This is a genomic window from Bradyrhizobium sp. USDA 372 (genome assembly GCF_053629095.1).
Window position 1 is genome coordinate 5,877,330 of record NZ_JBRJHR010000001.1, and the last position, 21,633, is coordinate 5,898,962.

At 65.4% G+C, this 21,633-nt stretch carries 23 protein-coding genes and 1 pseudogene; 9 read left to right on the plus strand and 15 right to left on the minus strand.

From position 1 onward, the window contains the following. Positions 1–14 precede the first annotated feature (14 nt). From exbB to AB7M16_RS27490, 3 genes are read left to right on the plus strand one after another with little or no spacing between them, the layout of a single operon-like run. Positions 15–791, plus strand: a complete 777-nt coding sequence (gene exbB / locus AB7M16_RS27480; protein WP_453945611.1) for a tonB-system energizer ExbB — start codon at positions 15–17, stop codon at positions 789–791. Positions 792–794: 3 nt separating this feature from the next. Then, positions 795–1,235 (plus strand): TonB system transport protein ExbD, encoded by a 441-nt coding sequence (gene exbD, locus AB7M16_RS27485; protein ID WP_212254311.1) that lies wholly within the window; start codon positions 795–797, stop codon positions 1,233–1,235. Continuing rightward, the gene (locus AB7M16_RS27490; RefSeq protein ID WP_453945612.1) at positions 1,235–2,065 is read left to right on the plus strand and encodes a TonB family protein; all 831 of its coding nucleotides are present in this window, start codon (positions 1,235–1,237) and stop codon (positions 2,063–2,065) included. The genes exbD and AB7M16_RS27490 overlap by 1 nt, the downstream gene beginning before the upstream one ends. A gap of 119 nt (positions 2,066–2,184) precedes the next feature. Here the strand turns inward: AB7M16_RS27490 and AB7M16_RS27495 are convergent, their stop codons facing one another. The 5 genes from AB7M16_RS27495 to AB7M16_RS27515 all read right to left on the minus strand — a co-directional run bounded on the left by AB7M16_RS27495 (position 2,185) and on the right by AB7M16_RS27515 (position 8,076). Next, positions 2,185–3,540: an esterase-like activity of phytase family protein gene (locus tag AB7M16_RS27495; protein ID WP_453945613.1), complete on the minus strand. Its 1,356-nt coding sequence runs from the start codon at positions 3,538–3,540 to the stop codon at positions 2,185–2,187. An 84-nt stretch (positions 3,541–3,624) separates the two neighbouring features. After that, positions 3,625–4,524 carry a carbohydrate ABC transporter permease gene (locus AB7M16_RS27500; RefSeq protein ID WP_453945614.1) on the minus strand — a complete coding sequence of 300 codons (900 nt, stop codon included), beginning with the start codon at positions 4,522–4,524 and terminating at the stop codon, positions 3,625–3,627. Then, on the minus strand, positions 4,517–5,473 hold the full coding sequence (locus AB7M16_RS27505; protein ID WP_212254315.1) for a carbohydrate ABC transporter permease: 957 nt from the start codon (positions 5,471–5,473) through the stop codon (positions 4,517–4,519). The genes AB7M16_RS27500 and AB7M16_RS27505 overlap by 8 nt, the downstream gene beginning before the upstream one ends. Before the next feature lie 133 nt (positions 5,474–5,606). Further along, a complete protein-coding gene (locus tag AB7M16_RS27510) occupies positions 5,607–6,947 on the minus strand; it encodes an ABC transporter substrate-binding protein (RefSeq protein WP_453945615.1) in 1,341 nt (446 codons plus the stop codon). Positions 6,948–7,032: 85 nt separating this feature from the next. Next, positions 7,033–8,076, minus strand: coding sequence for a C-terminal binding protein (locus AB7M16_RS27515; protein ID WP_260382171.1), 1,044 nt, complete (start codon positions 8,074–8,076; stop codon positions 7,033–7,035). Between the two features lie 249 nt (positions 8,077–8,325). Here AB7M16_RS27515 and AB7M16_RS27520 point away from each other — a divergent pair, with 249 nt between their 5' ends. Further along, positions 8,326–10,011, plus strand: coding sequence for a methyl-accepting chemotaxis protein (locus AB7M16_RS27520; protein WP_453945616.1), 1,686 nt, complete (start codon positions 8,326–8,328; stop codon positions 10,009–10,011). A gap of 111 nt (positions 10,012–10,122) precedes the next feature. Here AB7M16_RS27520 and AB7M16_RS27525 read toward each other — a convergent pair whose 3' ends face one another. Together AB7M16_RS27525 and AB7M16_RS27530 are read right to left on the minus strand one after the other, a co-directional pair. After that, a complete protein-coding gene (locus tag AB7M16_RS27525) occupies positions 10,123–11,100 on the minus strand; it encodes a Bug family tripartite tricarboxylate transporter substrate binding protein (RefSeq protein WP_212254319.1) in 978 nt (325 codons plus the stop codon). A gap of 98 nt (positions 11,101–11,198) precedes the next feature. Then, a pseudogene (locus AB7M16_RS27530) lies at positions 11,199–12,135 on the minus strand (DMT family transporter). Between the two features lie 93 nt (positions 12,136–12,228). On the opposite strand from AB7M16_RS27530, the gene AB7M16_RS27535 reads away from it, so the two are divergent. Further along, positions 12,229–12,630, plus strand: coding sequence for a DUF1330 domain-containing protein (locus AB7M16_RS27535; RefSeq protein ID WP_453945617.1), 402 nt, complete (start codon positions 12,229–12,231; stop codon positions 12,628–12,630). A gap of 42 nt (positions 12,631–12,672) precedes the next feature. Here AB7M16_RS27535 and AB7M16_RS27540 read toward each other — a convergent pair whose 3' ends face one another. After that, positions 12,673–13,605, minus strand: coding sequence for a DMT family transporter (locus AB7M16_RS27540; protein WP_453945618.1), 933 nt, complete (start codon positions 13,603–13,605; stop codon positions 12,673–12,675). Between the two features lie 424 nt (positions 13,606–14,029). Here AB7M16_RS27540 and AB7M16_RS27545 point away from each other — a divergent pair, with 424 nt between their 5' ends. Further along, on the plus strand, positions 14,030–15,322 hold the full coding sequence (locus tag AB7M16_RS27545; protein ID WP_172784700.1) for an adenylosuccinate synthase: 1,293 nt from the start codon (positions 14,030–14,032) through the stop codon (positions 15,320–15,322). A 37-nt stretch (positions 15,323–15,359) separates the two neighbouring features. Further along, positions 15,360–16,949, plus strand: a complete 1,590-nt coding sequence (locus tag AB7M16_RS27550) for a hypothetical protein (protein ID WP_453945619.1) — start codon at positions 15,360–15,362, stop codon at positions 16,947–16,949. 126 nt (positions 16,950–17,075) lie between these two features. On the opposite strand, the gene AB7M16_RS27555 is transcribed toward AB7M16_RS27550, so the two are convergent. From AB7M16_RS27555 to AB7M16_RS27565, 3 genes are all read right to left on the minus strand, one after another. Continuing rightward, positions 17,076–17,348, minus strand: coding sequence for a hypothetical protein (locus tag AB7M16_RS27555; protein ID WP_271501752.1), 273 nt, complete (start codon positions 17,346–17,348; stop codon positions 17,076–17,078). A 260-nt stretch (positions 17,349–17,608) separates the two neighbouring features. Beyond that, complete coding sequence (locus AB7M16_RS27560; RefSeq protein ID WP_172784697.1) at positions 17,609–17,824, minus strand: hypothetical protein; 216 nt, start codon at positions 17,822–17,824, stop codon at positions 17,609–17,611. 35 nt (positions 17,825–17,859) lie between these two features. Then, positions 17,860–18,102 (minus strand): cysteine rich repeat-containing protein, encoded by a 243-nt coding sequence (locus AB7M16_RS27565; protein ID WP_172784696.1) that lies wholly within the window; start codon positions 18,100–18,102, stop codon positions 17,860–17,862. Between the two features lie 143 nt (positions 18,103–18,245). On the opposite strand from AB7M16_RS27565, the gene AB7M16_RS27570 reads away from it, so the two are divergent. Both AB7M16_RS27570 and AB7M16_RS27575 read left to right on the plus strand, forming a co-directional pair. Beyond that, positions 18,246–18,671 (plus strand): DUF5413 family protein, encoded by a 426-nt coding sequence (locus tag AB7M16_RS27570; protein WP_453945620.1) that lies wholly within the window; start codon positions 18,246–18,248, stop codon positions 18,669–18,671. 45 nt (positions 18,672–18,716) lie between these two features. After that, a complete protein-coding gene (locus AB7M16_RS27575; protein WP_453945621.1) occupies positions 18,717–19,259 on the plus strand; it encodes a DUF4112 domain-containing protein in 543 nt (180 codons plus the stop codon). A gap of 226 nt (positions 19,260–19,485) precedes the next feature. On the opposite strand, the gene AB7M16_RS27580 is transcribed toward AB7M16_RS27575, so the two are convergent. The 4 genes from AB7M16_RS27580 to msrA all read right to left on the minus strand — a co-directional run bounded on the left by AB7M16_RS27580 (position 19,486) and on the right by msrA (position 21,417). Next, positions 19,486–19,779, minus strand: coding sequence for a hypothetical protein (locus tag AB7M16_RS27580; RefSeq protein WP_024337713.1), 294 nt, complete (start codon positions 19,777–19,779; stop codon positions 19,486–19,488). Between the two features lie 212 nt (positions 19,780–19,991). Then, a complete protein-coding gene (locus AB7M16_RS27585; protein ID WP_172784692.1) occupies positions 19,992–20,156 on the minus strand; it encodes a DUF3309 family protein in 165 nt (54 codons plus the stop codon). A 106-nt stretch (positions 20,157–20,262) separates the two neighbouring features. Continuing rightward, positions 20,263–20,682 (minus strand): peptide-methionine (R)-S-oxide reductase MsrB, encoded by a 420-nt coding sequence (msrB, locus tag AB7M16_RS27590; RefSeq protein WP_453945622.1) that lies wholly within the window; start codon positions 20,680–20,682, stop codon positions 20,263–20,265. A 30-nt stretch (positions 20,683–20,712) separates the two neighbouring features. Beyond that, complete coding sequence (msrA, locus tag AB7M16_RS27595; protein ID WP_172784690.1) at positions 20,713–21,417, minus strand: peptide-methionine (S)-S-oxide reductase MsrA; 705 nt, start codon at positions 21,415–21,417, stop codon at positions 20,713–20,715. Between the last annotated feature and the right edge of the window lie 216 nt (positions 21,418–21,633).

Genomic DNA, 21,633 nt, shown 5'->3' on the forward strand with positions numbered 1-21,633 from the left:
CTGGGGAGATCAGGATGCAGAGCAAGTCCAGGCTTCGGCATGTGATCCCAGCAATCGCGCTGGCGCTCGCGCCGGCTCCGGCCTTCGCGATCGACGCGGCGCTGTTGCCGCGCAATCTGTCGCCCCGGGGCATGTTTCTCGGTGCCGACATCGTCGTGAAGGTCGTGATGGTCGGCCTCGCCATCGCCTCGCTGGTGACATGGACGGTGTGGCTCGCCAAGACCGTCGAGCTGCGCCGCAAGGCCTCGCTCGCCGTGCAGCGGACACGTGCCCTCGAGGGCAACATGACGCTGGCCGAAGCATGCGCACGGACCGGCGACGCGCGCGATGCGGTCGCGCAGCTGATCCAGTCCTGCGCCAGGGAGGCCGAGCTCTCCGGCGGCATCGTCGATGACGGCCTGCAGGAGCGCATCGCGTTGCGGCTGGAACGGGTCGAGGCGGCGATGTCCCGGCAGATCGCGCGCGGCACCGGCGTGCTCGCGACCATCGGCGCCATCGCGCCGTTCGTCGGCCTGTTCGGCACCGTCTGGGGCATCATGAATTCGTTCATCGGCATCTCCGAGAGCCATACCACCAGTCTTGCGGTGGTCGCGCCCGGCATTGCCGAAGCGTTGCTCGCGACCGCGCTCGGTCTCGTCGCCGCGATTCCGGCGGTGGTGATCTACAATCACCTCGTCCGCGGCATCGCCAATTACCGCGCTTTGCTCGGCGACGCCTCGGCGCAGCTCATGCTGTTGGTGAGCCGCCAGCGCGACCAAGGCCATTTCCGTCTGGCCCGAGCGGCGGAGTAGGCCATGGCCGCCAGGCTCGGGACATCGAAGCTCGGCTCGCGCGGCGATGCCGGCGAGCTCGAGGTCACGCACGAGATCAACGTCACGCCGTTCATCGACGTGATGCTCGTGCTCCTGATCATCTTCATGGTGGCGGCGCCACTTGCCACCGTCGACATCGGCGTCGATCTGCCGGCAACGGCGGCCGAGCCGGCACCACGGCCCGACAAGCCGGTCTTCGTCACGGTCAAGCCGGACCTTTCGATCGCGGTCGGTGAGGATGTCGTCGCTCGCGACGTGCTCAGCACCTCGCTCGATGCCGCCACCAAGGGCCGCAAGGACGAGCGCATCTATCTGCGCGCCGACAAGGCCGTCTCCTATGGCGAGCTGATGGAAGTGATGAACACCTTGCGCAACGCCGGCTATCTCAAGGTCGCCCTTGTCGGCCTCGACGGACGCAGCTGATGGCCGCGAATGCCTTCGCCCTGCACGAGCCGCTCGGCGAGCGCGACGGCGCGCGCTGGGGCCTTTCGGCGGGCGTGATCGTGGCGCTGCATGTCGCCGCCGCGCTGCTTGCAATGAGCTGGCTCAGGACGCAACCCGAGCAGGGCGTCAGCCTGCCCGCGATCATGGTCGACATGTCGCCGGTGACATCGGCGCCGCAGTCGACGCTGGACGACGTCGCGCCGGGGCCGCTGATGCAGGAGGCGGATGCCTCGCCACCGGAGCCGGTGCAGCAGCAGGCCGTCGAGGAGACCATCGCGCCGACGCCGCCGCAGGAGAGGCCGGAGGTGGTTGCGGCGCCGGAGCAGAAGCTCGAGCCGACGCCCGCCAGGCCCGAGCCGGCGAAAATCGTGCCGGTCGAAAAGCCCGCGCAGGAGAAGCCGAAGGTGGTTCGACGTGAGGCAAAGAGGCCGTCGGACGCAATTCCGGCGCCGCGCACCAGCGCACCGCCGCGCGCCGAGCGTGAGGCGCCCATGGCATCCGCCATGAGTGCGGGTGCGACGGCCGCCGCGGTCGCATCCTTCAACCAACGCGTTCGCGCGCATCTGATGCGCTTCCATTCCTATCCGGCCGGCGGCGGCGGCCAGCGCGGCGTTGCAAGGCTCAGCTTCACCATCAGCCGCAGCGGGCAGGTGACGTCGAGCCGCCTCAGTGGTGCGTCCGGCATCGCCGCCTTCGACGCCCAGGCGATGTCCATGCTTCGCCAGGCCTCGCCGTTCCCGCCGATCCCGGATGAGATCAAGAACGGCGCGATGAGCTTCACGATTCCCGTGGCATTTACGGTGAGGTAGCCCTCGGTGTCATGCCCCGCGAAGGCGGGGCATCCAGTATTCCAGAGGCAGCGAGATTCACTGCTGCGGCGTACTGGATCGCCCGGTCAAGCCGGGCGATGACAATGAGGGTGGGGCGCTCACTTCGCCTTCAGGAAATCCGCGACCTCGAGCAGCACGAATTCGTTGTCGTCGGCCTTGTTGGGATCGCGGCTGGAGGAGAACGGCAGGTTGTTGTCGTTGCCGACGATGATGTGGGTGTCGTCGACGCGATCGACGTTCTCGATGGTGAAGAACGGGAAGGTGTAGACGCCCTCGTTGAGCGGCTTCTTCGCCTTCTTGTCGGGATCCCTGATCTTCATCAGGTCGATATAGCCGATTTTGCGCACGGGCTTGCCGACATTGGCGTCGGTCAGCTCGATCTTGTAGACACGCTTGAACTTGGCGAGGTCGGGGAAGCAGTTCTCGCCGCGCTGGCCTTGCGGGCAGGCCTTGTCGGCCGTGCCTTCGCCGTTGTCGCGCTCGATGACGAGGCCGGAGGCCTGGTCGATCATGTTGAAGTCGCCGATGGCGTTGCCGTTCTGCTCGAACACATATTGCCAATAGCGGCCGGTGAATTTCTCCGCGGCGACGTCGAATTCGAGGATGCGGGAGGCTTCCTTGCCGTCGACCTTCTCCCAATCCTTCTTCTCGGCATCCCACAGCGGTCCCTCGAGCAGGCCGTAGAGGAACTTGCCGTCCTTCGACGCGGCGAAGCCCTCGTAGCCCTTGGAACGGCGGAGATTGACGTTGGTGTAGGTCGCGCCCGGCGCGGCCGGCGTTCCCACCGCCCAATTGTCGGGCGAGCGCACCGGCTTGCCGTCGGCCACCGTGTCGAACACGCCGAGGATTTTGCCGGATTTGTCCGCCTTCAGGATATAGGGGCCGAATTCGTCGCCGATCCAGAAGGTGTCGCCGACGATCTGGAAGCCTTCGGTGTCGAAATCGGAGCCGGTGAGATAGCGCTTCTGGGTGTCCTCATGCACGATGCGGAACGGCACGCGTCTGTCGGGATCGTGCAGGAAGATGGTCTCCAGCCGCTCGATCTTGCCGCTGGCCCAATCCATCTTGTAGCGGTTGAGGTACAGCATCGAATCCGGCGAGTTCGCGCGCGCGCCCATGCCGTTGTCGGTGAGGACCCAGAACGTGCCGTCGGGCATGGTCTTGATGCCGGAATGGCCCTGCAGAGGCTGGCCCTTGAACGGCAGCGACACGCCGGTCGGACGTTCAAAGGACTTGCCCATGACGGTGCCGGGCGCGTCGACCCGCTTGCCGGTGGTATATTTGCCTGCCGCCTTGAGATCGGCGGGGGCATCGGCCGGCGCCTCGATGAACGTTTCAGCCGGCATCACCACGTGGCCGGCAAGCTTGGCGGGGAATTCGCCCTCGCTCTGCGCGAGCGCGGTGCTCGCGGTGAGAATGATCGTGGCGACGGTGCAAAGAAAAGTCGCGCGCATGTGCGTCTCCTGTTGGCGGACGCAACGCTTATGCGGATCGCATGTTGCAGGATTGTGAAGCCGGGCCAAAGGCCGCAGCTTCGTCTACTCCTTTACCGCCCCCGTCAGCGATGACACGTAATAATCCACGAACAGCGAGTAGAAGATCGCGACCGGCAGCGAGCCGAGCAGCGATCCCGCCATCAGCGCACCCCATTGATAGACGTCGCCGGTGACGAGCTCGGTCAGGATCGCGACCGGCACCGTCTTGTTGGCGCCGCTCTGGATGAAGGCGAGCGCGTAGATGAACTCGTTCCAGGACAGCGTGAAGGAGAAGATGCCGGCCGAGATCAGCCCGGGTACCGCGAGCGGCAGCGTGATCCGGCGCAGGATCTGCAGCCGCGTCGCGCCGTCGACCAGCGCGCATTCCTCGAGCTCGTAAGGAATCGACTTGAAATAGCCGATCAGGAGCCAGGTGCAGAACGGCACCAGGAAGGTCGGATAGACCAGGATCAGGGCCAGCGGCGAGTCGAACAGGCCGAACTGCACCACGACGGTCGCGAGCGGAATGAACAGGATCGATGGCGGCACCAGATAGGCGAGATAAATGCCGAGGCCAACATAGGGACTGCCGCGGAAGCGCAGGCGCTCGATCGCATAGGCCGCTAGCGTAGACGCGATCAGCGACAGCGTGGTCGAGCCGATCGCGACCAGCATCGTCGTCTTCAACCATTGCGGATAGGCGGTGTTGAACAACAGATGCTTGATGTGCGCCAGCGTCGGCGAGGAGATCCAGAACGGGTTGTTGTCCCGGTAGTTCATGAGTTCCGCGTTCGGCTTGAACGAGGTGATCGCCATCCAGTAGAACGGAAACAGCAGGATCAGCACGAAGCAGCCGAGCGGCAGGTAGATCATCATCAGCCGCCGCAGCCCGGAATCCCAGGCCATGGTGTCGGGTGGGGCCTTTGCGTCGGCGACAGTCGGTTGTGCGACGGTGTCAGTCATTGGCCTCTCCCTGCTGCCATTTGCGGCGCGCCAGGCCGAAATAGGAGAACAGCGTCGCGAACACCAGGAACGGGATCATCGACACCGCGATCGCCGCGCCTTCGCCGAGCTCGCCGCCGGCGATGCCGCGCTGGAACGCCAGTGTCGCCAAGAGGTGGGTCGAGTTCACCGGGCCGCCGCGGGTGATGGCGTAGACCAGCTGGAAGTCGGTGAATGTGAAGATGATCGAGAACGTCATGACGATGGCGAGGATCGGCATCATCATCGGGAAGGTGATGTAGCGGAAGCGCTGCCAGGCGCTGGCCCCGTCGAGCATTGCGGCCTCGTAGAGCGAGGGCGAGATGGTCTGCAGGCCCGCCAGCAGCGAGATCGCGACGAAGGGAATGCCGCGCCAGATGTTGGCGGCGATCAGCGAGAAGCGCGCCGGCCAGGGCGAGCCGAGGAAGTCGATATTGCTCGACTTCCAGTGCAGAACGTCGACCAGGAGATACGAGATGATCGAGAACTGCGGATCGTAGATCCACCAGAACGCCAGCGCCGAGAGCACCGTCGGGACGATCCAGGGCAGCAGCACGATGGCGCGCAGTAGGCTCTTGAACGGGAAATGGTTGTTAAGCAGCAGGGCGAGCCAGAAGCCGAGCGCGAATTTCCCGACGGTCGCCACCCCCGTGTAGAACACGCTGTAGAATACCGCGTTCCACCACAAGGGATCGGTCAGCAGGTACTGGAAATTCTCGAGCCCGACGAAGATGCCGCGCCGGCCGATCGTGGTGTCGGTGAAGGCGAGCCAGACGCCGAGCCCGAGCGGATAGGTCAGGAACACGGTGAGCAGCCCGAGCGCGGGCGCAAGGCACATCGCGATCAGGAACGGCTTGTAGTCGAACAGCCGCACGATCCAGTTCGGCTGCCGTTGTGCCAGTGCGGCGGAGGAGAGGGTGGTCACGGACATTAGTGTGTTGTCCTGTTCTTGAAATTCAACACGCCGTCATTGCGAGCGAAGCGAAGCAATCCAGTGTGCTTCCGCGGTGAAAGTCTGGATTGCTTCGTCGCAAGGGCTCCTCGCAATGACGGCCTATCGGCCGTCACTTCTGCCGTCGGAAGTAGCGCTTGCAGCGCTGCTCGGCTTCGGCGGCCGCGGCTTCCGGCGTGGCAGCGCCGGTGGCGACGGACGCGCACATCTGAATCAGCACGTAATCGGCGCTGACCGCGCCGGTCGCCGTCGAGATCGGCCCCTTGTAGCCGTCATAGTAGGTGCTGTTCATCGTGTTCTTGAACAGGCTCACCTTCGGATCCTGCGACCACACGGCAGCCTCGGCATAGGCAGCCAGCGGCTGGGACCAGTAGCCGGAATTGGCATTGAGCCACGGCTCGTATTGGTCCCTCTCCAGCATGTATTGCAGGAAGGCCTTGGCGGCGTTGGGGTACGGGCTGTGCTTGAACACCATGGCGTTCAATGTCAGGCCCGCCATCGGCGAGACCTTGGCCAGGCCCTTCGGCAGCAGCTGATGCTCGCTGTCCTCGGCGATGGCCTTGGTGGCCGGATCGTTCTTCAGCGAGAAGTACAGCGAGACGCCGTTGGCCGTCAGCGCGATCTCCTGCGAGGAATACGCCCGGTTGTTGCTGACGTCGTTCCAGGACGGCGTGCCGGCGATGAAGGTCGGATAAAGCTCCTTGACCCAGTTGAGCGCGGCGATCGTCTCCTTGCTGTTGATGGTGACGTTGCCCTCCTCGTCGAGCAGGGAGGCGTTGTGCGACCACAGCGCCCAGTTGGCGAAGCCGTTGCCGTCGCCCTTGGCGTTGCCGAGCGCGAAGCCGGCCGGCTTGCCGGCCTTGTGCAGCTTGCGGCAGAGGTCGACCACGCCGGCATGGTCTTCCGGAACCTTGTCGAAGCCGACCGATTGCAGGACCGACTTGCGGTAGATCAGGGGACCCGCGGTGGCGCCGAACGGCAGTCCGATCCAGGATACGCTCTTGTTCTTCTTGCCGTAGCGTTGCGCCAGCGGCAGCCAGCCGCCATACTTCTTGCCGAGATAGTCGGCGACGTCGGTGAGCTCGATCAGCTTGTCGATGTAGATATGGGGCGCGTCGGAGAAGCCGATGATGATGTCGGGGCCGGCGCCGGAATTCGAGGTCACCGCGGTCTGCTGGTTGATGTCTTCCCAGCCGACGAAGTCGACCTTGACCTCGACCCCGGTGTCCTTGGTGAACTTTGCGGCATTGGCGCGGAACACGTCCTCGTCCGCCTGGACGAAACGCACCGGGCGCAGCATGCGCAAGGACGCGCCCTTTTCGATGTCGAGCTTGGGTGCCGGGACGTCGGCAGCCTTGATATTCGATGTTTGCGCTGCAGCACCGGTGGCCGCGAGCGTTGCAGCGGACAGGCCCAGCACCAAGGCATCACGACGTGTGATGTCGTTCCTCATCAGTTCCTCCCTATGATGTCTCCCTTCCCGGCGTTGATCGCCGGTGAAGGGCCGTTTCGGTCGTGGGCGCTGATGCGCCGGCCGCCTAGCTGTTCGGTCCGCGATCCATGCTGACGGGCTGCCAGCGGCGGAGCGCGGTGTTCTGCAGCACCGACGGATTGACACAGCTTACCGGCCACATGCCCTGAAGCACCAGTGACAATTCGTAGCCCACCCGCCGCTTGCGCGCCTCGTCGAACCGTGCCGAGGCCGAGGCGACATGGGCGGTCAAGGTCACGTTCTCCATGCCGAGCAGGGGATTGTTGTGCGAGGGCGGCTCCTTTTCCAGCACGTCGAGGGCGGCGTGTGCGATCCAGCCCTCCTGCAGCGCCTTGATCAGGCTCTCCTCGTCCACGGTGGCGCCGCGGCCGGTGTTGATGAAGATCGAGCCTTTCTTCATCTGCCGGAAGTGCTTCTCGGTCAGCATGTGGTGCACCTCGGGCCGTGCAGGGGCATGCATCGAGACGAAGTCGGATTGCGACAGCACCTCGTTCAGCGTCGCCGGGATGACGCCGTGGTCGTACATCAGCGTTTCCTGGATGAAGGGATCGTAGGCCATCATGCGCAGGCCGAAGGGCGCTGCGCGTTTCGCAACCGCACGCGCGACGCGGCCGAACGAGACGAAGCCGAGCGTCTGGCCCATCAGCCTCGGGATCTTGAGCAGCGCCGGCCGGCCCTCGGCCCAGCGGCCGTCGCGCACCATGCGGTCCTGCTCGACCAGGCGGCGGAAGCCCGCGAGCAGCAGCATCATGGCGTGGTCGGCGACCTCCTCGATGAACGTGTCGGGGATGTTGGTGACCGGAATGCCGCGGGCAGTGGCGGCCTTGACGTCGACACTGTCGACGCCGACCGAGCCGAGCGTGATGACCTTGCAGCTCTCGAGTGCGTCGATGATCGACTTGGTGATCGGGATGCCTTTGGCGTAGATCGCGTCGGCATTTTTCGCGGCGGCGATGAACCCGGCCTCGTCGGCCGGCGCCTCGATGATCTCGGCATCGATCGGATCGAGCGCCTCGCGCTCATAGGAATAATCGCTGCCCGCGACCGTGAAGCTCGCACCCTTCGGCGTCACCACCCTGTATTTCGGCATTCTCTGCTCCCGATTGGTTTCTTGTCGTGGCCCGCCTTCGTGACGAGCCTTTGCGTCTTTTACGCGAAATCGGGGCGGGCGCGTACAATTCATGGTTGTCGCGAGCGAGGTATCTTTCCGCTTTTCCGAGCAAGGTCGGGGCTTTTACGGAGGTACGTAAGTAACTTGCTAAGGGCTCCGCCACTAAACCTTGATTCGAATTTGATCGATCTCGTCGTGCGCCCTTACCATTATTGCCGGAGCTAACCCGTGAAGTTGAGCAATCTGAAGATCGCGCCGAAGCTTGGCATTCTCGTCGGCGTCACGCTGTTCGGCCTCTGCATCTCCGGAGTTCTCGCCGGCTACCTGATGAAGCGCGAGATGGTGAATGCGCGCATCGACCAGGCCAAGGCGATCGTCGAGCTGGCGCGCAACTATGCCGCCGCGTTGAAGAAGCGCGTCGATGCCGGCGAGATGACGAAGGACGCCGCGATGGCCGAGCTTCGCCGCTACGGCAACGCGATGACCTACGACAAGGGTGCCGGCTACCTGTTCGGCACGTCCTATGACGGTCTCACCCAGCTTGCGCCCGATCCGAAGGTGATCGGCACCAACCGAATGGACGTCGTGACCAACGGCCGCAAGCTGTCGCTGGAATTGATGAACGGCGTCAAGGCCAACGGCGAGATTCTGCTTCACTATGAATATATGAAGCCCGGCCAGGAAACCCCGATCCGCAAGATCGGTTATGCCGTCGCGGTGCCCGGCTTCGACATGTATCTCGGCACCGGCGCCTATCTCGACGACATCGACGCCAAGATGGGCCCGGTCTACTGGCTGCTCGGACTGGCGGTGCTCGGCATCGTCATCGTTGCCGGCAGCGTCGCCTGGCTGATCGGCCGCAGCATCAGTGCTCCGCTCGCCCGGCTCGGCACCCGCATGAAGGATCTCGCCGACGGCAAGCTCGAGGGTGATATCCCCGGCGTCGGCCGCGGCGACGAGGTCGGCGCGATGGCGGCGACCGTCCAGATCTTCAAGGACAACGCGGTCCGCATCCGCGACCTCGAGAGGACCGAGGCGGACGCCAAGGAACGCGCCGCGGCGGAACGCCGCAGCGCCATGGAGGAGATCGCCGACGACTTCGAGCGCAGCGTCAACGGCATCGTCCGCTCGGTCTCTTCGGCCGCAGCCGGCATGCAGACCACGGCGCAATCGATGACCGCGACCGCCAGCGACGCCTCTTCGCGCGCGGCGACCGTCGGTGCCGCCTCGCAGAAGGCGTCCGGCAATGTCGGCACCGTTGCCGCCGCCGCCGAAGAGCTGTCGAGCTCGGTTGCGGAAATCTCCCGCCAGGTCACGCGCTCGACTGAAGTTGCGAGCCGTGCCGTCACCGATGCCGAGCGCACCAACGCCACGGTGCAGGAGCTCTCCACCGGAGCCGAGAAGATCGGCGAGGTGGTCAAGCTCATTCACTCGATCGCGGCGCAGACCAATTTGCTCGCGCTCAACGCCACCATCGAGGCGGCGCGGGCCGGCGAGTCCGGCCGCGGCTTCGCCGTGGTCGCCTCCGAGGTCAAGGCGCTCGCCAACCAGACCGCGAAAGCGACCGAAGAGATCTCCGCCCAGGTCGCGGCGATGCAGACCTCGACCGGCGACGCGGTGGCGGCCATCTCCGGCATCACCCAGACGATCGCCGAGATGAGCGAGATCACCGCCGGCATTTCCGCATCGATCGAGCAGCAGGGCGAAGCGACGCGCGAGATCGCGCGCAACATCCAGTCGGTCGCGGCCGGATCGAGCGAGATCAACGCCCATATCGGCAGCGTCACCTCGGCCGCGGAAGCGACCGGTAGCGCGGCCACCGACGTGCTCAGCAATGCCCGCGAGCTGGACAATCAGTCCGGCGCGCTGCGCAATGCCGTGGATGGCTTCCTCGCCAAGGTCCGCGCGGCGTAAGTGCGCTGTATTCGTAGGGTGGGCAAAGACGCGAAGCGTCGTGCCCACCATTTCTCTTGATTCGCGACGGTTGGTGGGCACGCTACGCTTTGCCCACCCTACGACACCGCGCTACTGCTTCTCGATCTTCGCGTTGGTGATCAGCTTCTCCCACAGCACCAGCTGCTCGTTCACGAAGGTGCCGAGCTGCTCCGGCGTGCCGGAGAAGGCGTCCATGCCGAGCGTGGCGAGCTTGGCCTTGACCTCCGGATTCTCGATGATCTTGCGGATCTCGGTGTTGAGCCGCGTCACGATCTCCTTCGGCATGCCGGCGGGGCCGAAATAGCCCTGCCAGGACGAGATGTCGAAGTCCGGCACGCCGGCCTCCTGCATCGAGGGCAGATGCGGCACCAGCGGCGAGCGGTCCTTGGTGGTGACCGCGAGCGCGCGCAGGGCGTTGCCGTTGACGTGGGGCAGGCCGGTCAGGATGTCGACGAACATCATCGAGACGCGGCCGCCCATGACGTCGTTGAGCGCCGGCGGCGAGCTCTTGTAGGGCACGTGCAAGAGGTCGAGCCCGGCATTGTGCGCGAAGGTCGCGCCCGACACGATCGCCGAGGACGAGCCGGAGGCGTAGCTCAGCTTGCCCGGATTGGCCTTGCCGTAGGCCACCAGCTCTCCGACCGTCTTGGCCGGCACATCGGGATTGATGACCAGCATGAAGGGCAGGTCGCCGGTGCGCGCGATCGGGGTGAAATCCTTGACCGGATCGTAAGTGAGGCTCTTGAGCAGATAGGGATTGGCCGAATGCGTGGTGTTGGTCGTCACCAGCAGCGTGTAGCCGTCGGGAGCGGCCTTCGCGACATAGGTCGCGGCCAGCATGCCGTTGGCCCCCGCCTTGTTCTCGATCACGATGGGAACGCCGAGCGCCTGCGACAGATGCTGCGAGATCAGCCGCGTCGTGGTGTCGGTGCCGCTGCCGGCCGCGAACGGCAGCACCAGCGTGATGTTGCGGCTGGGATAGGTGTCGGCGTGAGCGGTGGATGCTGCCGTGAGGCACAGCGCGGCCGCGGCGACGGTCCGCAGGTTTCGGATCAGCCCTGAAATCATGTCTGGTCGTTCCCTCTTTTTGGTTGGCGGGGAACCTAGCTTGTCCAAAGGGGAATCGGAAGATGGCTATAGGTCGTGACCGCGTCCGTCGCGCGGAATTACTTCATCGCCGAGCCCCGGCGCGATGCAAGCACGACGCCGGCGAGCACCAGGGCGTAACCGATCAGGTGGAACGGCTGGAGCTTCTCACCCAGCAGCAGGATCGCCAGCGCCGAGCCGAACACCGGCACCAGATGGAAGAACGGCGCCGCACGGTTCGGCCCGATCAGCGCCACGCCGCGGTTGAAGAAGAGATAGGCGAGGGTGGAGGGAAAGATCAGGATGTAGCCCAGCGTCGCCAGCGTGATCGCGTCGAATTGCAGCACGCTGCCGCTTGCCGCCTCCCCAGATCGCGGTCGGCAGCAGCATCGTCGCGCCGCAGCAGGTGGTGAAGGACAGGAACGAGAGCTGGTGGATCTTCGGCCGGCGCGGGATGAAAGCCGAGTAGAGCCCGAACGCCACCAGCGAGGAGGCGAACATGATGTCGCCCCTGTTGAAGCTGATGCTTGCCAGCGCCGCGAGATCGCCGCGCAGGATGATGATCAGCACGCCGAGCAGCGAGATCGCAATGCCGCCGAGCTGCGCGCCGGTGAGCCGCACGCCGAACAGCACCAGCGACCACAGCGCCACGAACAGCGGACCCGCCGACTGGATCAACAGCGCGTTCAGCGCCTCGGTGTATTGCAGCGCCCAGTACGAGATCGCGTTGTTGAAGGCGAAGCCGACTAGCGACAGGAACAGCATCAGCGGCAGGCTCTTGCGCAAGGCAGGCCAATCGCGCTTCAGATGCGGCCAGGCGAACGGCAACAGGATCAGGAACACGCCGAACCAGCGGATGGTGGTGATCGTCAGCGGCGGAACATGCGCCCCGACATGGCGCGCGAGCACGATGTTGCCGGCCCAGAACAGCGAGCTCAGGCTGAGCAGCAGATAAGGCTGGTTGTTGAGCCAGCTGGCCGGATTGGCGGCCGGTGGCGCGGGCGAAGCAATTGTCATGGGCGTTTTGTGCAAGCTTGCGCCGGATCGGCGTCGTGGCACAAGTCACAGCGCCGCAATGCTACAATGCAGCCGAGCCTTAAGGAGGTGCCATTGGCGGTCAATATGTTGAACATCGAGGGCCTGGAGCGGCTCGATCCGAATGCGCCGGTGGTGATGCTGAACCTGATGCGCTTCCACGCGCGCTCGCGCGACGGCAACGGGTCGGGCTGGGACGCATATTTGCGCTACAGCGCGATCGCGGTGCCGATGATCAAGGCGCGCGGCGGCACGCTGCTCTGGACCGGTGAAGCCAAGGCGGTCGCGCTTGGTCCTCACGCGGGCAACGATTGGGACTTTGTCGCGCTGGTCCATTACCCGTCCGTCTCGACCTTTCTCGACATGATGACCTCGGAAGCCTACGAGCGCGAAGCCGATCCGCATCGCGTCAACGGCTGCGCCGGGCACGTGATCATCGCGACGAGCGAGGCCTACAGCAAGTTCAGGACGAAGTAGCGGGGCACCCTTGTGGCACCTGTGCTTGAATGAATGCAGCCCCTACGTCGTCTGCTTCCTTGACGCCGCGAACACGCCCGACAGCACCAATGCAAAGCCGATGAAGTGGAACGCCTGCGGGTGCTCGCCCAGAAACACCATCGCCATGATCGAGCCGAACACCGGCACGACGTGGAAGAACGGCGCGGTGCGGTTGGCGCCGATCAGGCGCACGCCGCGATTGAAGCAGAGATAGGCGAGCGCCGAGGGGAAGACGGCGACGTAGAATAGGGTCAGGAGATTCGGCCCGGTGAGCTTCATCACCGGGCGTGCCGACAGTTCCCAGATCTCCAGCGGAATGAGACAGGCGGCGCCGCAGCCGAAGGTGAAGGCGAGGAACGAGAGGCCGTGCATCGGCGGCCGCTTCAATGACAGCACCGAATAGAGCGCGAAGATCAGGAGCGCGAGCAGGAAGATCAGGTCGCCCTTGTTGAAGTCGATGCTCGACAGCGTGGTGAAATCGCCGTGGAGCAGGATGGTCAGCACGCCGCACATCGACAGCAGAACGCCGAAGGCTTGAGCCGCGGTAAGACGGATGCCGAGGATGACCAGCGACCACAGCGCCACCAGCAGCGGCGCGGCCGATTGCAGCAGCAGCGTATTAAGCGCCTGGGTATGCTCCAGCGCCCAATATTGCAGCGTGTTGAAGGCGCCGATGCCGGTGATCGAGAGCGTGATCATCAGGCCGAGCTTGCCGCGGATCGCCGGCCAGTCCTGCACGAGGTGCTTCCAGGCGAACGGCAGCACCAGCAGGAAGGCGAAGAACCAGCGCAGGAACGACAGCGTGACCGGCGGAATGTGGCCGGCGGCGAGCCGCCCGACGATGGCGTTGCCGGCCCAGCACAGCGCGGTGATGCTGAGCAGCAGGTAAGGCTGGTTGGCGATCCAGCTGTGGCCGGATGTTTCCGCATGCGTGGTGTGGCCGGTGGCGGACATTGTGATGGTTGGGCCCCGCGTCGAGTACGCCGAGCCCTCCGGCCCGGCGAGGTCCGGGCCGGCTGATCCACCCGGCAGGTCCAAAGACACGGAAAACGAGGTTGCAGCAACGGGGGGCGGACGCATCGCGACCATGCCAGCGGCGAAGGCGGCCTCTCACGCTTTGGTCGAAGCCGCCTACGCCGGCCCGCAAGGGTCGGGATTTTCCGCGGATATCAAGGGCTTGGACCGGGCTTTGGACCCCGAAAAAGCCCCGTTCTTGCTTGCCTAGAGGGGCTGCTTCCTTTATCCGGTTGGCTGCCTTGCGTGCGGGCGGCTCCGGCCGCCGATTGGGCTGGGCGCAGGCATGATCCCGGAAGAGTGGGCACCGGTTTTCCGCGAGGATCATGCCTTCTAGAGACAGATTGAACAGGATTACCCGCGAATGGCCAATGTTGTCGTCGTCGGCGCCCAATGGGGCGACGAAGGGAAGGGCAAGATCGTCGACTGGTTGTCGGAGCAGGCGGATATCGTCGTCCGCTTCCAGGGCGGCCATAATGCCGGCCACACGCTGGTGATCAACGGCAAGACCTACAAGCTCGCGCTCCTGCCCTCCGGCGTGCTGCGCGAGGGCAAGCTGTCGGTGATCGGCAACGGCGTGGTGTTCGACCCCGCCGCCTTCCTCGACGAGGTCGCCAGGCTCAGGTCGCAGGGGGTCGATGTCAGCCCCGACAATCTGCGTGTCGCGGAAAACGTCACGTTGATCCTGCCGCTGCACCGCGAGCTCGACGCGCATCGCGAATCCGCCAGCGCCGCGACCGCGATCGGCACCACGCGCCGCGGCATCGGCCCGGCCTATGAAGACAAGGTCGGCCGCCGCGCCATCCGCCTGATGGATCTCGCCGATCATCAGACGCTGCCGCACAAGATCGACCGCCTTCTGGCGCACCACAACGCGCTGCGCCGCGGCCTCAACCTGCCGGAATTCGACAGCGCCGTGATCCTGAAGGAGCTGATGGCGATGGCGCCGCAGCTGCTGCCCTATGCCGAGACGGTCTGGCGGCTGCTCGATATCGAGCGGCGCGCCGGCAAGCGCATGCTGTTCGAGGGCGCGCAAGGCGCGCTGCTCGACGTCGACCACGGCACCTATCCCTACGTCACCTCGTCCAACACGGTGGCGGCCCAGGCCGCGACCGGCGCTGGCCTCGGACCGGGCGCGGTCGGCTACGTGCTCGGCCTGTGCAAGGCCTACACGACCCGCGTCGGCCAGGGCCCGTTCCCGACCGAACAGGACAACGAGATCGGCCGCAAGATCGGCGAGCGCGGCCGCGAGTTCGGCACCAATACCGGCCGCCCGCGCCGCTGCGGCTGGTTCGACGCCGTGCTGGTCCGCCAGGCGGTCCGGACCTGCGGCATCAATGGCCTCGCGCTGACCAAGCTCGACATCCTCGACGGCTTCGATTCGATCGAGGTCTGCACCGGTTACAAGCTCGACGGCAAGGAGATCGACCATTTCCCGGCCGGCGAGGGCGCGCAGGCCCGCGTCGAGCCGATCTACGAGACCATCGAGGGCTGGAAGGAGCCGACCGCCAATGCGCGGTCCTGGGCCGACCTGCCGGCGCAGGCCATCAAATATGTCCGGCGGATCGAGGAATTGGTGGGATGTCCGGTTGCGCTGCTTTCCACCAGCCCGGAACGCGAAGATACTATCCTGGTGCAAAATCCGTTTGAGGCTTAACGATATCTTACCGGGACGCGCGTATAGTTGAGTAGAAATGGCTGATTACTACCCGCTGATCGCCCGCGCTATTGCCGCCCTGGACCCCAACGCTCCCGGCGAAAGCCGTCGCGCGCTCTATGAGCGGGCGCGCACGGCCCTGATCGCGCAGCTGCGCAGCGTGCAGCCGCCGCTCTCCGAATCCGAGATCACCCGCGAACGGCTGTCGCTGGAGGAGGCCGTCCGCAAGGTCGAATCGGAGGCCGCCCAGCGTGCCCGCGAGGCCTCGCGTCCCGGTGGCGGCGCCCGTAGCGGCGGCAGTGGCGATGCCTTCCGCCGCGCCAGCACCCGTGCCACCGAGGGCAACCCGGCTGCGGCGCCGCCGCGCACGCGTCCGGCCCCGACGCCGCCGCGCGCCGACCGCCCGTCCTTCAACGTCGACGAGCAGGGCGAGGCACCGCGTCCGCCGCGCGCGCCCCGTTTCGACGCCCCGCGCCCGTCGGGTCCTCCCCCCGCGCCGCCCGAGCCGCCGGCCGGGCGCGATCGCCAGGGTGCGCGCCGTCCGCCCGATGTGGGACCGCCGCCGCCGCTGCCGTCCTCGCCCGGCGTGCGCGGCTTCCGCGACATCACGGCCGATGCCAATGATCTCGGCGGTGCCGCCGCGCAGGCCAGCCGCGCCGCGCGCCGCACCTACGCCAACGTGCCCTCGCCCTCGCCGGAATTCGACCGGCTGGAGCCGAGCCTGGAAAACCGCACCGGCGAATCCGAGGCGCCCTATTCCTACGACGAGTCGATCGAGGAGGCCGAGCGCTACACGCCGCAGCCGCCGTCGCCGCGTGCGCGCATTGCCCCCGACCGCGACGTCAAGAAGCGCGCCCGCACCCGCTCCGCCTTTCCGTTCAAGAGCGCGATTGCCGTCGGCATCGTGCTCATCCTGGTCGGCGCCGGCATCCTCTGGGGCAAGCAGCTGGTCCAGATCGTCAACGGCTTTCTCAAGCCGTCCGCGACGCAAGTGGCTGATACGCCGACCCCGGCGCAGCCGCAGAGCAAGCCCAAGATTCCCGATCGCGTTGGTCAGCCCTCGGCCAGCGACCAGCCGGTCGCGCCGGTGGCGCAGAAGGTCGTGCTCTATGACGAGGATCCGTCCGACCCGAAGGGCAAGCAATATGTCGGCTCGGTGGTGTGGCGGCTCGAGCCGATCAAGGCCTCGGGCAACCAGAAGGCCGACCTCGCCGTGCGCGCCGACATCGAGATCCCCGACCGCAAGTTCAAGATGACGATGTCGTTCCGCCGCAACACCGACTCCTCGCTGCCGGCGAGCCACACCGCGGAATTGACCTTCATCCTGCCGCAGGATTTCCCCGGCGGCAGCGTCTCCAACGTGCCGGGCATCTTAATGAAGTCGAACGAGCAGGCCCGCGGCACGCCGCTGGCAGGCCTCGCGGTCAAGGTCACCGACGGCTTCTTCCTGGTCGGCCTCTCCAATGTCGACGCCGACCGCGCCCGCAACGTCCAGCTCCTGAAGGAGCGCTCCTGGTTCGACGTGCCGCTGGTCTACGCCAACCAGCGCCGCGCCATCATCGCCATCGAGAAGGGCGCCCCCGGCGAGCGCGCCTTCAACGACGCCTTCGCGCAGTGGGGCGATTGAGCCCTTCTGTCATTCCGGGGCGCGCGTAGCGCGAGCCCGGAATCCATTTCACCGTGTCACTGCCGCCCGATGGATTCCGGGCTCGGTGCTGCGCACCGCCCCGGAATGACATCTTGGATGGAACGACTACTGCGCCGCGGCTTCCCGCTTGCGCGATGCCGCCGCGGCGGCGTGCTCGCGGTCCATCACGGCGCGGCAGCCGGGGCTGACATGGGCCTTGTTCCGCACCATGCAGGCGGTGATGCGCGGGATGTCGGGAATCTCGCTGGAGCACAGCCGCATCGCGTCACCCGAGCACATCTGCTGGGCTTCTTGCGAGAAGGCGAGACTGGGTGATGTCTGGAGTACGAAGGTAGTGGCGAAGGCGAAGAGAGAGGTGATGGTCTGATAGCGCGTCATGAAGGTTGCGTCCCCGAGTTCCGTGGGTTGAGCCACTTGGTTTTGGGGCGCCGCACGCGGCTTGATCTGCCGCATGTCACAGCCTTCACGCCGGGAGCTTCAATCCCGCATGTGGTCGCTCGATTTCGTGATGCTCGAATCGAAAGTGCTGCGCCGCCCGAGCGAAGTATGCGCCATTGTCACGCACCCGCAATGGCCGACACAAAGGAATTCGCAATTGTTGCACGCCAGTCACGTCGTGCGCGATCAGATCAGCCAGCCTACGACGCCCGCGCCTGTTCCGCATCGCTCGCGCCGAGCGAAGCGGCGTGTTCCTCGACGGCGGTGACGCCCTTGGGCGTCAGCTCGAACAGATCGCCGTCCTTCATCACGTAGCCGTCGGCGATCAATTGCCCCATCTTGCCCTGCCGGTCGTCGGCGAAGGCGACGGACTGGCTGATGTCCCGCAGGATCGAGAGCTCTTCGTCGTGCAACATGGCTTCACGCTCCATTCGCGGGGATGGGTTCGTCCTCACATGCCGTGGCTCTGAAACACCTTGCTGCAGGGCTTCGACAGCTTGGCCCGGTTGGCTTGCAGGCAGCTCTGCACCGCGCCGTCATTGCCGAGGTCCTTGCGGCAGAAGCGCTGGGCATCGCGCGAGCAGGCCTGCTGCTCCTGCGGCGTGCCCATATGGCCTTGGGCGAACGTGGGTGACGTCGACAGCCCGCTGAGGGCCGCCAGCGCGATCGTCGCCAGGAGAATCTTGCGGGCCATCGGCGGCTCCAGTCTGTCAGGGGTTGAATTCAGGTCCAGCATGAACTCATCGCCTTGCCACTTGTTCCCCTTAAGGCGCCCGGCGCCGGCTGTTCAAGGTTCCCGCTGCGCTGCTATAACGCCGGCAAAGTGTGAGGTGCTTGATGAAACGCTATCTGGTGTTTGCGCTGGTCGGCCCGTTCGTCGGCGGGTTCCTGCTGCTGCTGACGACGACCTACCAGTCCGGCTATTGGGCGCAGACCAATCTCGCCGAGGTCGGCAAGCTTTTCGCGGTGTTCTTCAAGACCCTGCAATACAGCTACCTGTTCGGCTTCCTCCCCTCGCTGATGATCGGCGCGGTCGACGACATCCTGCTCCACATCCGCCGGATCGGTCCCGGCTTGCGGATGCTCCTGGTCGGCCTGTTCGCCTTCGTCCTGGCCTCGCTCACCTACAGCTCGCGCGGGCCGGATTCGGGCGCGGTGCAGTTCATCCTGTACGGGCTCGTGGGTTTCGTGCCGGCGGTGATTTCATCCTGGCTCGTGCATCGCTATGTCGAGGAGACGCAATCCGCGCCGGCGCCGACCTGACGCGCGGCAGCAACCTCCGCCGCGCTGGCGCGTTCACTCCAGGCCATGGGCATGCCCGACGACGATATCCTCGCTCCGCGCAAATCCCGTTCCGGGAGCAACTCGCGTGCGCGCTTTTCGCGCGACGAGGCCCGCGGGCCGATCATCGACCAGGAAGGCCACGAGATCAGGCCCGAAAGCCTGGAGCAGGGATTTCGCGAGTTTCGCTTCGAGTTCGGTCAAGGCGGCCCGTTCGGCAATCTGACCCGCGAGCAGCGGATCGCGCGGCTCGAGGCGATCGCCAAGCTGCTCGACGTCGCCTTCATCCTGCCCGGCACCAACATCCGCTACGGCATCGACGGGCTGATCGGCCTGATCCCCGTCGTCGGCGACATCATCACCACCGCGATCTCGCTGTGGCTGGTGCGCGAGGCCCGCGCGCTGGGCGCGCCCTGGCACATCACGGCGCGCATGCTCGGCAATGTCGCGGTCGACGGCGTGGTTGGCCTCGTCCCGTTCGCGGGCGACGCCTTCGACGTCATGTTCCGCGCCAACATGCGCAACGTCCGCCTCTTGCGCCGCTGGCTGGAAAAGCAGCCGCGGATGTAGCCTGGCTGAGAGCGCTCGCCGCGAGTCCGACTGGTCGATAATGCGCCGGATCTCCCTGCGTCGTCATTGCGAGCGCAGCGAAGCAATCCAGAATCTTTCCGCGGAGGGACTCTGGATTCCTTCGCTACGCTCGCAATGACGGCCGGACAAAGCCCCAAAACACAAAAGGCGCGACGACCTTTCGGCCATCGCGCCTTCTGCGCACATCGAACTTTGTTGCGAAAGCTTACGCCGCGTCGGCGTCGGTCTCCGCGGCCGGGGCCGGCTTGGGCCGGCGGGGCAGCGGGAAGGCATCGCTCTCGTACAGCGAGCGGATGCCGTTCTGGTCGAAGCGCGCTTCCTCGACCTGGAGATAGGCGCCGTTCAGCGAGTCCGTCGGCAACTGCTCCATCGCGAACTGCACGGCCTCGGCCGCCGTGCCGAACCGGCGATAGGTGAAGCCCGCGCGCTTCTTCTTGCGGATGGCGGCGGGGAAGAGCTCGGCGGAGGTGTTGAAGTTGAACGGACGCAGTGGACGCATGGTCAAAGACCTCGTGATCTTCTCTGGGGCTTTAAGCGCGTGGGGTTGGGGAGGGCAGGGGCCGCAATCGAGCGGGCCCGCCACATGTCATTGTCGCCCTCTAATATAGGCCGATTTGACAAAAATGCGACCCCCGCGATGCGAGATGATGAATCCGCGCATGGCAGCTCCGCTGACCAATAAAATCTTTATATTTCAATAACTTATATGGTTTAAACTTTGCCAAGAAGCAGCAGCACGACCAGGATGACCAGCACGACCCCGCCGATCCCCATGCCGGAATGACCAAGGCCATAGCCGTAGCCGCCGAACCGTCCGGACAGGCCGCCGACGAGATAGATGATCACCAGGATGATCAGGATGGTCCCAAGCGTCATGGCATCCTCCCTGGCGGCCGCCGAATGCGATCATCGGCCGCACCGCCAGAGCAGAAAAGCACATCGCGCCGCCGGGTTCCACGGGGGAACCCGGCGGCGCGCCGCGTTATTTGGGCTCGAGCTTCAGCGCCGCGGAGTTGATGCAATAGCGCAGGCGGGTCGGCCCGGGGCCGTCGGGGAAGACGTGGCCGAGATGGCCGCTGCATTTGGAGCAGAGCACCTCGGTGCGGATCATGCCGTGGCTGGTGTCCCGCTCCTCGTCGATGTGGCTCTCGACCGCGGGCTGGGTGAAGCTCGGCCAGCCGCAGCCGGAATCGAACTTGGCGTCCGACTCGAACAGCACGTTGCCGCAGCCGGCACAGACATAAGTGCCGGTACGGTGCTCGTGCTCATATTCGCCCGAGAAGGGACGCTCGGTCGCCTTCTCGCGCAGCACGGCGTATTGCATCGGCGATAGCTCGCGCCGCCACTGCTCTTCGCTCTTGATGACCTTGTCCTCGGTCGCTTTCGTCTTGGTGTCGGGCATGGGTCTCCCGTTGCTTTGGTGATCTTTCGATCAGTTGGTGGCCTTGCCGGCATTCACCAGCGTCGGCTTCTCAATGTAGTTATCCGCGAACAGCTTTTTCAGGTTCTCGACCTTCGGGATGTCGTTATAGGCGATGTAAGGCTGGTTCGGGTGCAGCGTCAGATAGTCCTGGTGATAGGCCTCCGCCGGATAGAACGCCTCCAGCGCGCCGATCTTGGTCACGATCGGCTTGTTGAACACCTTCGCGCCGTTGAGCTGGGCGACATAGGCCTCCGCCACCTTCTTCTGCTCGTCCGACGTGGTGAAGATGGCCGAGCGATATTGCGGGCCAACGTCGGGGCCCTGGCGGTTGAGCTGGGTCGGGTCGTGCACCACCGAGAAGTAGATCTGGAGGATCTTGCCGTAGGAGATCTTCTTCGGGTCGTACTTGATCTCGACCGATTCCGCATGGCCGGTGCGGCCGCTCGACACCGCCTGATAGTCGGCGGTCGCCTTGGTGCCGCCGGCATAACCGGACACCGCGTTGACTACGCCGGCCGTGTGCTGGAAGACGCCTTGCACGCCCCAGAAGCAGCCGCCGGCGAGCACGGCGGTCTGGATGCCGCTTGCGGGCGAAGCGTCCAATGCGGGAGCTGGGATCACGACCGCCTCCTCCGCGGCCCGGGACGGCATCAAGAAAGCCAGCGTCACGGCGGTGGTTGCGGCGAGCAGGGTGGCGAGGGCGGTTCGGCGCATGGCAATCCTCTTTCGGCAATCCTCTTTTGGGAGGTCTGACAGTCTAGGGTGGACGGGACCGGGCGAACAGCCTGCCCGGCCACGTTTTCGCATCATCCGAGATACGGGCCGAGCCGCCGATTGTTACGCCGGGGCGGACACGAGACCGTGAGGACGCGCAGGGGTGACGCGGCAACCGGCCCGCTTGGCGGGGTGCGGAACTCCGCGCTAGATGAA

Excerpts from the sequence above, each read along its gene's own strand:
- exbB (WP_453945611.1), top strand. The coding sequence starts at position 15 with ATGCAGAGCAAGTCCAGGCTTCGGCATGTGATCCCAGCAATCGCGCTG.
- exbD (WP_212254311.1), top strand. The coding sequence starts at position 795 with ATGGCCGCCAGGCTCGGGACATCGAAGCTCGGCTCGCGCGGCGATGCC.
- AB7M16_RS27490 (WP_453945612.1), top strand. The coding sequence starts at position 1,235 with ATGGCCGCGAATGCCTTCGCCCTGCACGAGCCGCTCGGCGAGCGCGAC.
- AB7M16_RS27495 (WP_453945613.1), bottom strand. The coding sequence starts at position 3,540 with ATGCGCGCGACTTTTCTTTGCACCGTCGCCACGATCATTCTCACCGCG.
- AB7M16_RS27500 (WP_453945614.1), bottom strand. The coding sequence starts at position 4,524 with ATGACTGACACCGTCGCACAACCGACTGTCGCCGACGCAAAGGCCCCA.
- AB7M16_RS27505 (WP_212254315.1), bottom strand. The coding sequence starts at position 5,473 with ATGTCCGTGACCACCCTCTCCTCCGCCGCACTGGCACAACGGCAGCCG.
- AB7M16_RS27510 (WP_453945615.1), bottom strand. The coding sequence starts at position 6,947 with ATGAGGAACGACATCACACGTCGTGATGCCTTGGTGCTGGGCCTGTCC.
- AB7M16_RS27515 (WP_260382171.1), bottom strand. The coding sequence starts at position 8,076 with ATGCCGAAATACAGGGTGGTGACGCCGAAGGGTGCGAGCTTCACGGTC.
- AB7M16_RS27525 (WP_212254319.1), bottom strand. The coding sequence starts at position 11,100 with ATGATTTCAGGGCTGATCCGAAACCTGCGGACCGTCGCCGCGGCCGCG.
- AB7M16_RS27540 (WP_453945618.1), bottom strand. The coding sequence starts at position 13,605 with ATGTCCGCCACCGGCCACACCACGCATGCGGAAACATCCGGCCACAGC.
- AB7M16_RS27545 (WP_172784700.1), top strand. The coding sequence starts at position 14,030 with ATGGCCAATGTTGTCGTCGTCGGCGCCCAATGGGGCGACGAAGGGAAG.
- AB7M16_RS27550 (WP_453945619.1), top strand. The coding sequence starts at position 15,360 with ATGGCTGATTACTACCCGCTGATCGCCCGCGCTATTGCCGCCCTGGAC.
- AB7M16_RS27555 (WP_271501752.1), bottom strand. The coding sequence starts at position 17,348 with ATGACGCGCTATCAGACCATCACCTCTCTCTTCGCCTTCGCCACTACC.
- AB7M16_RS27560 (WP_172784697.1), bottom strand. The coding sequence starts at position 17,824 with ATGTTGCACGACGAAGAGCTCTCGATCCTGCGGGACATCAGCCAGTCC.
- AB7M16_RS27565 (WP_172784696.1), bottom strand. The coding sequence starts at position 18,102 with ATGGCCCGCAAGATTCTCCTGGCGACGATCGCGCTGGCGGCCCTCAGC.
- AB7M16_RS27570 (WP_453945620.1), top strand. The coding sequence starts at position 18,246 with ATGAAACGCTATCTGGTGTTTGCGCTGGTCGGCCCGTTCGTCGGCGGG.
- AB7M16_RS27575 (WP_453945621.1), top strand. The coding sequence starts at position 18,717 with ATGGGCATGCCCGACGACGATATCCTCGCTCCGCGCAAATCCCGTTCC.
- AB7M16_RS27580 (WP_024337713.1), bottom strand. The coding sequence starts at position 19,779 with ATGCGTCCACTGCGTCCGTTCAACTTCAACACCTCCGCCGAGCTCTTC.
- AB7M16_RS27585 (WP_172784692.1), bottom strand. The coding sequence starts at position 20,156 with ATGACGCTTGGGACCATCCTGATCATCCTGGTGATCATCTATCTCGTC.
- msrB (WP_453945622.1), bottom strand. The coding sequence starts at position 20,682 with ATGCCCGACACCAAGACGAAAGCGACCGAGGACAAGGTCATCAAGAGC.
- msrA (WP_172784690.1), bottom strand. The coding sequence starts at position 21,417 with ATGCGCCGAACCGCCCTCGCCACCCTGCTCGCCGCAACCACCGCCGTG.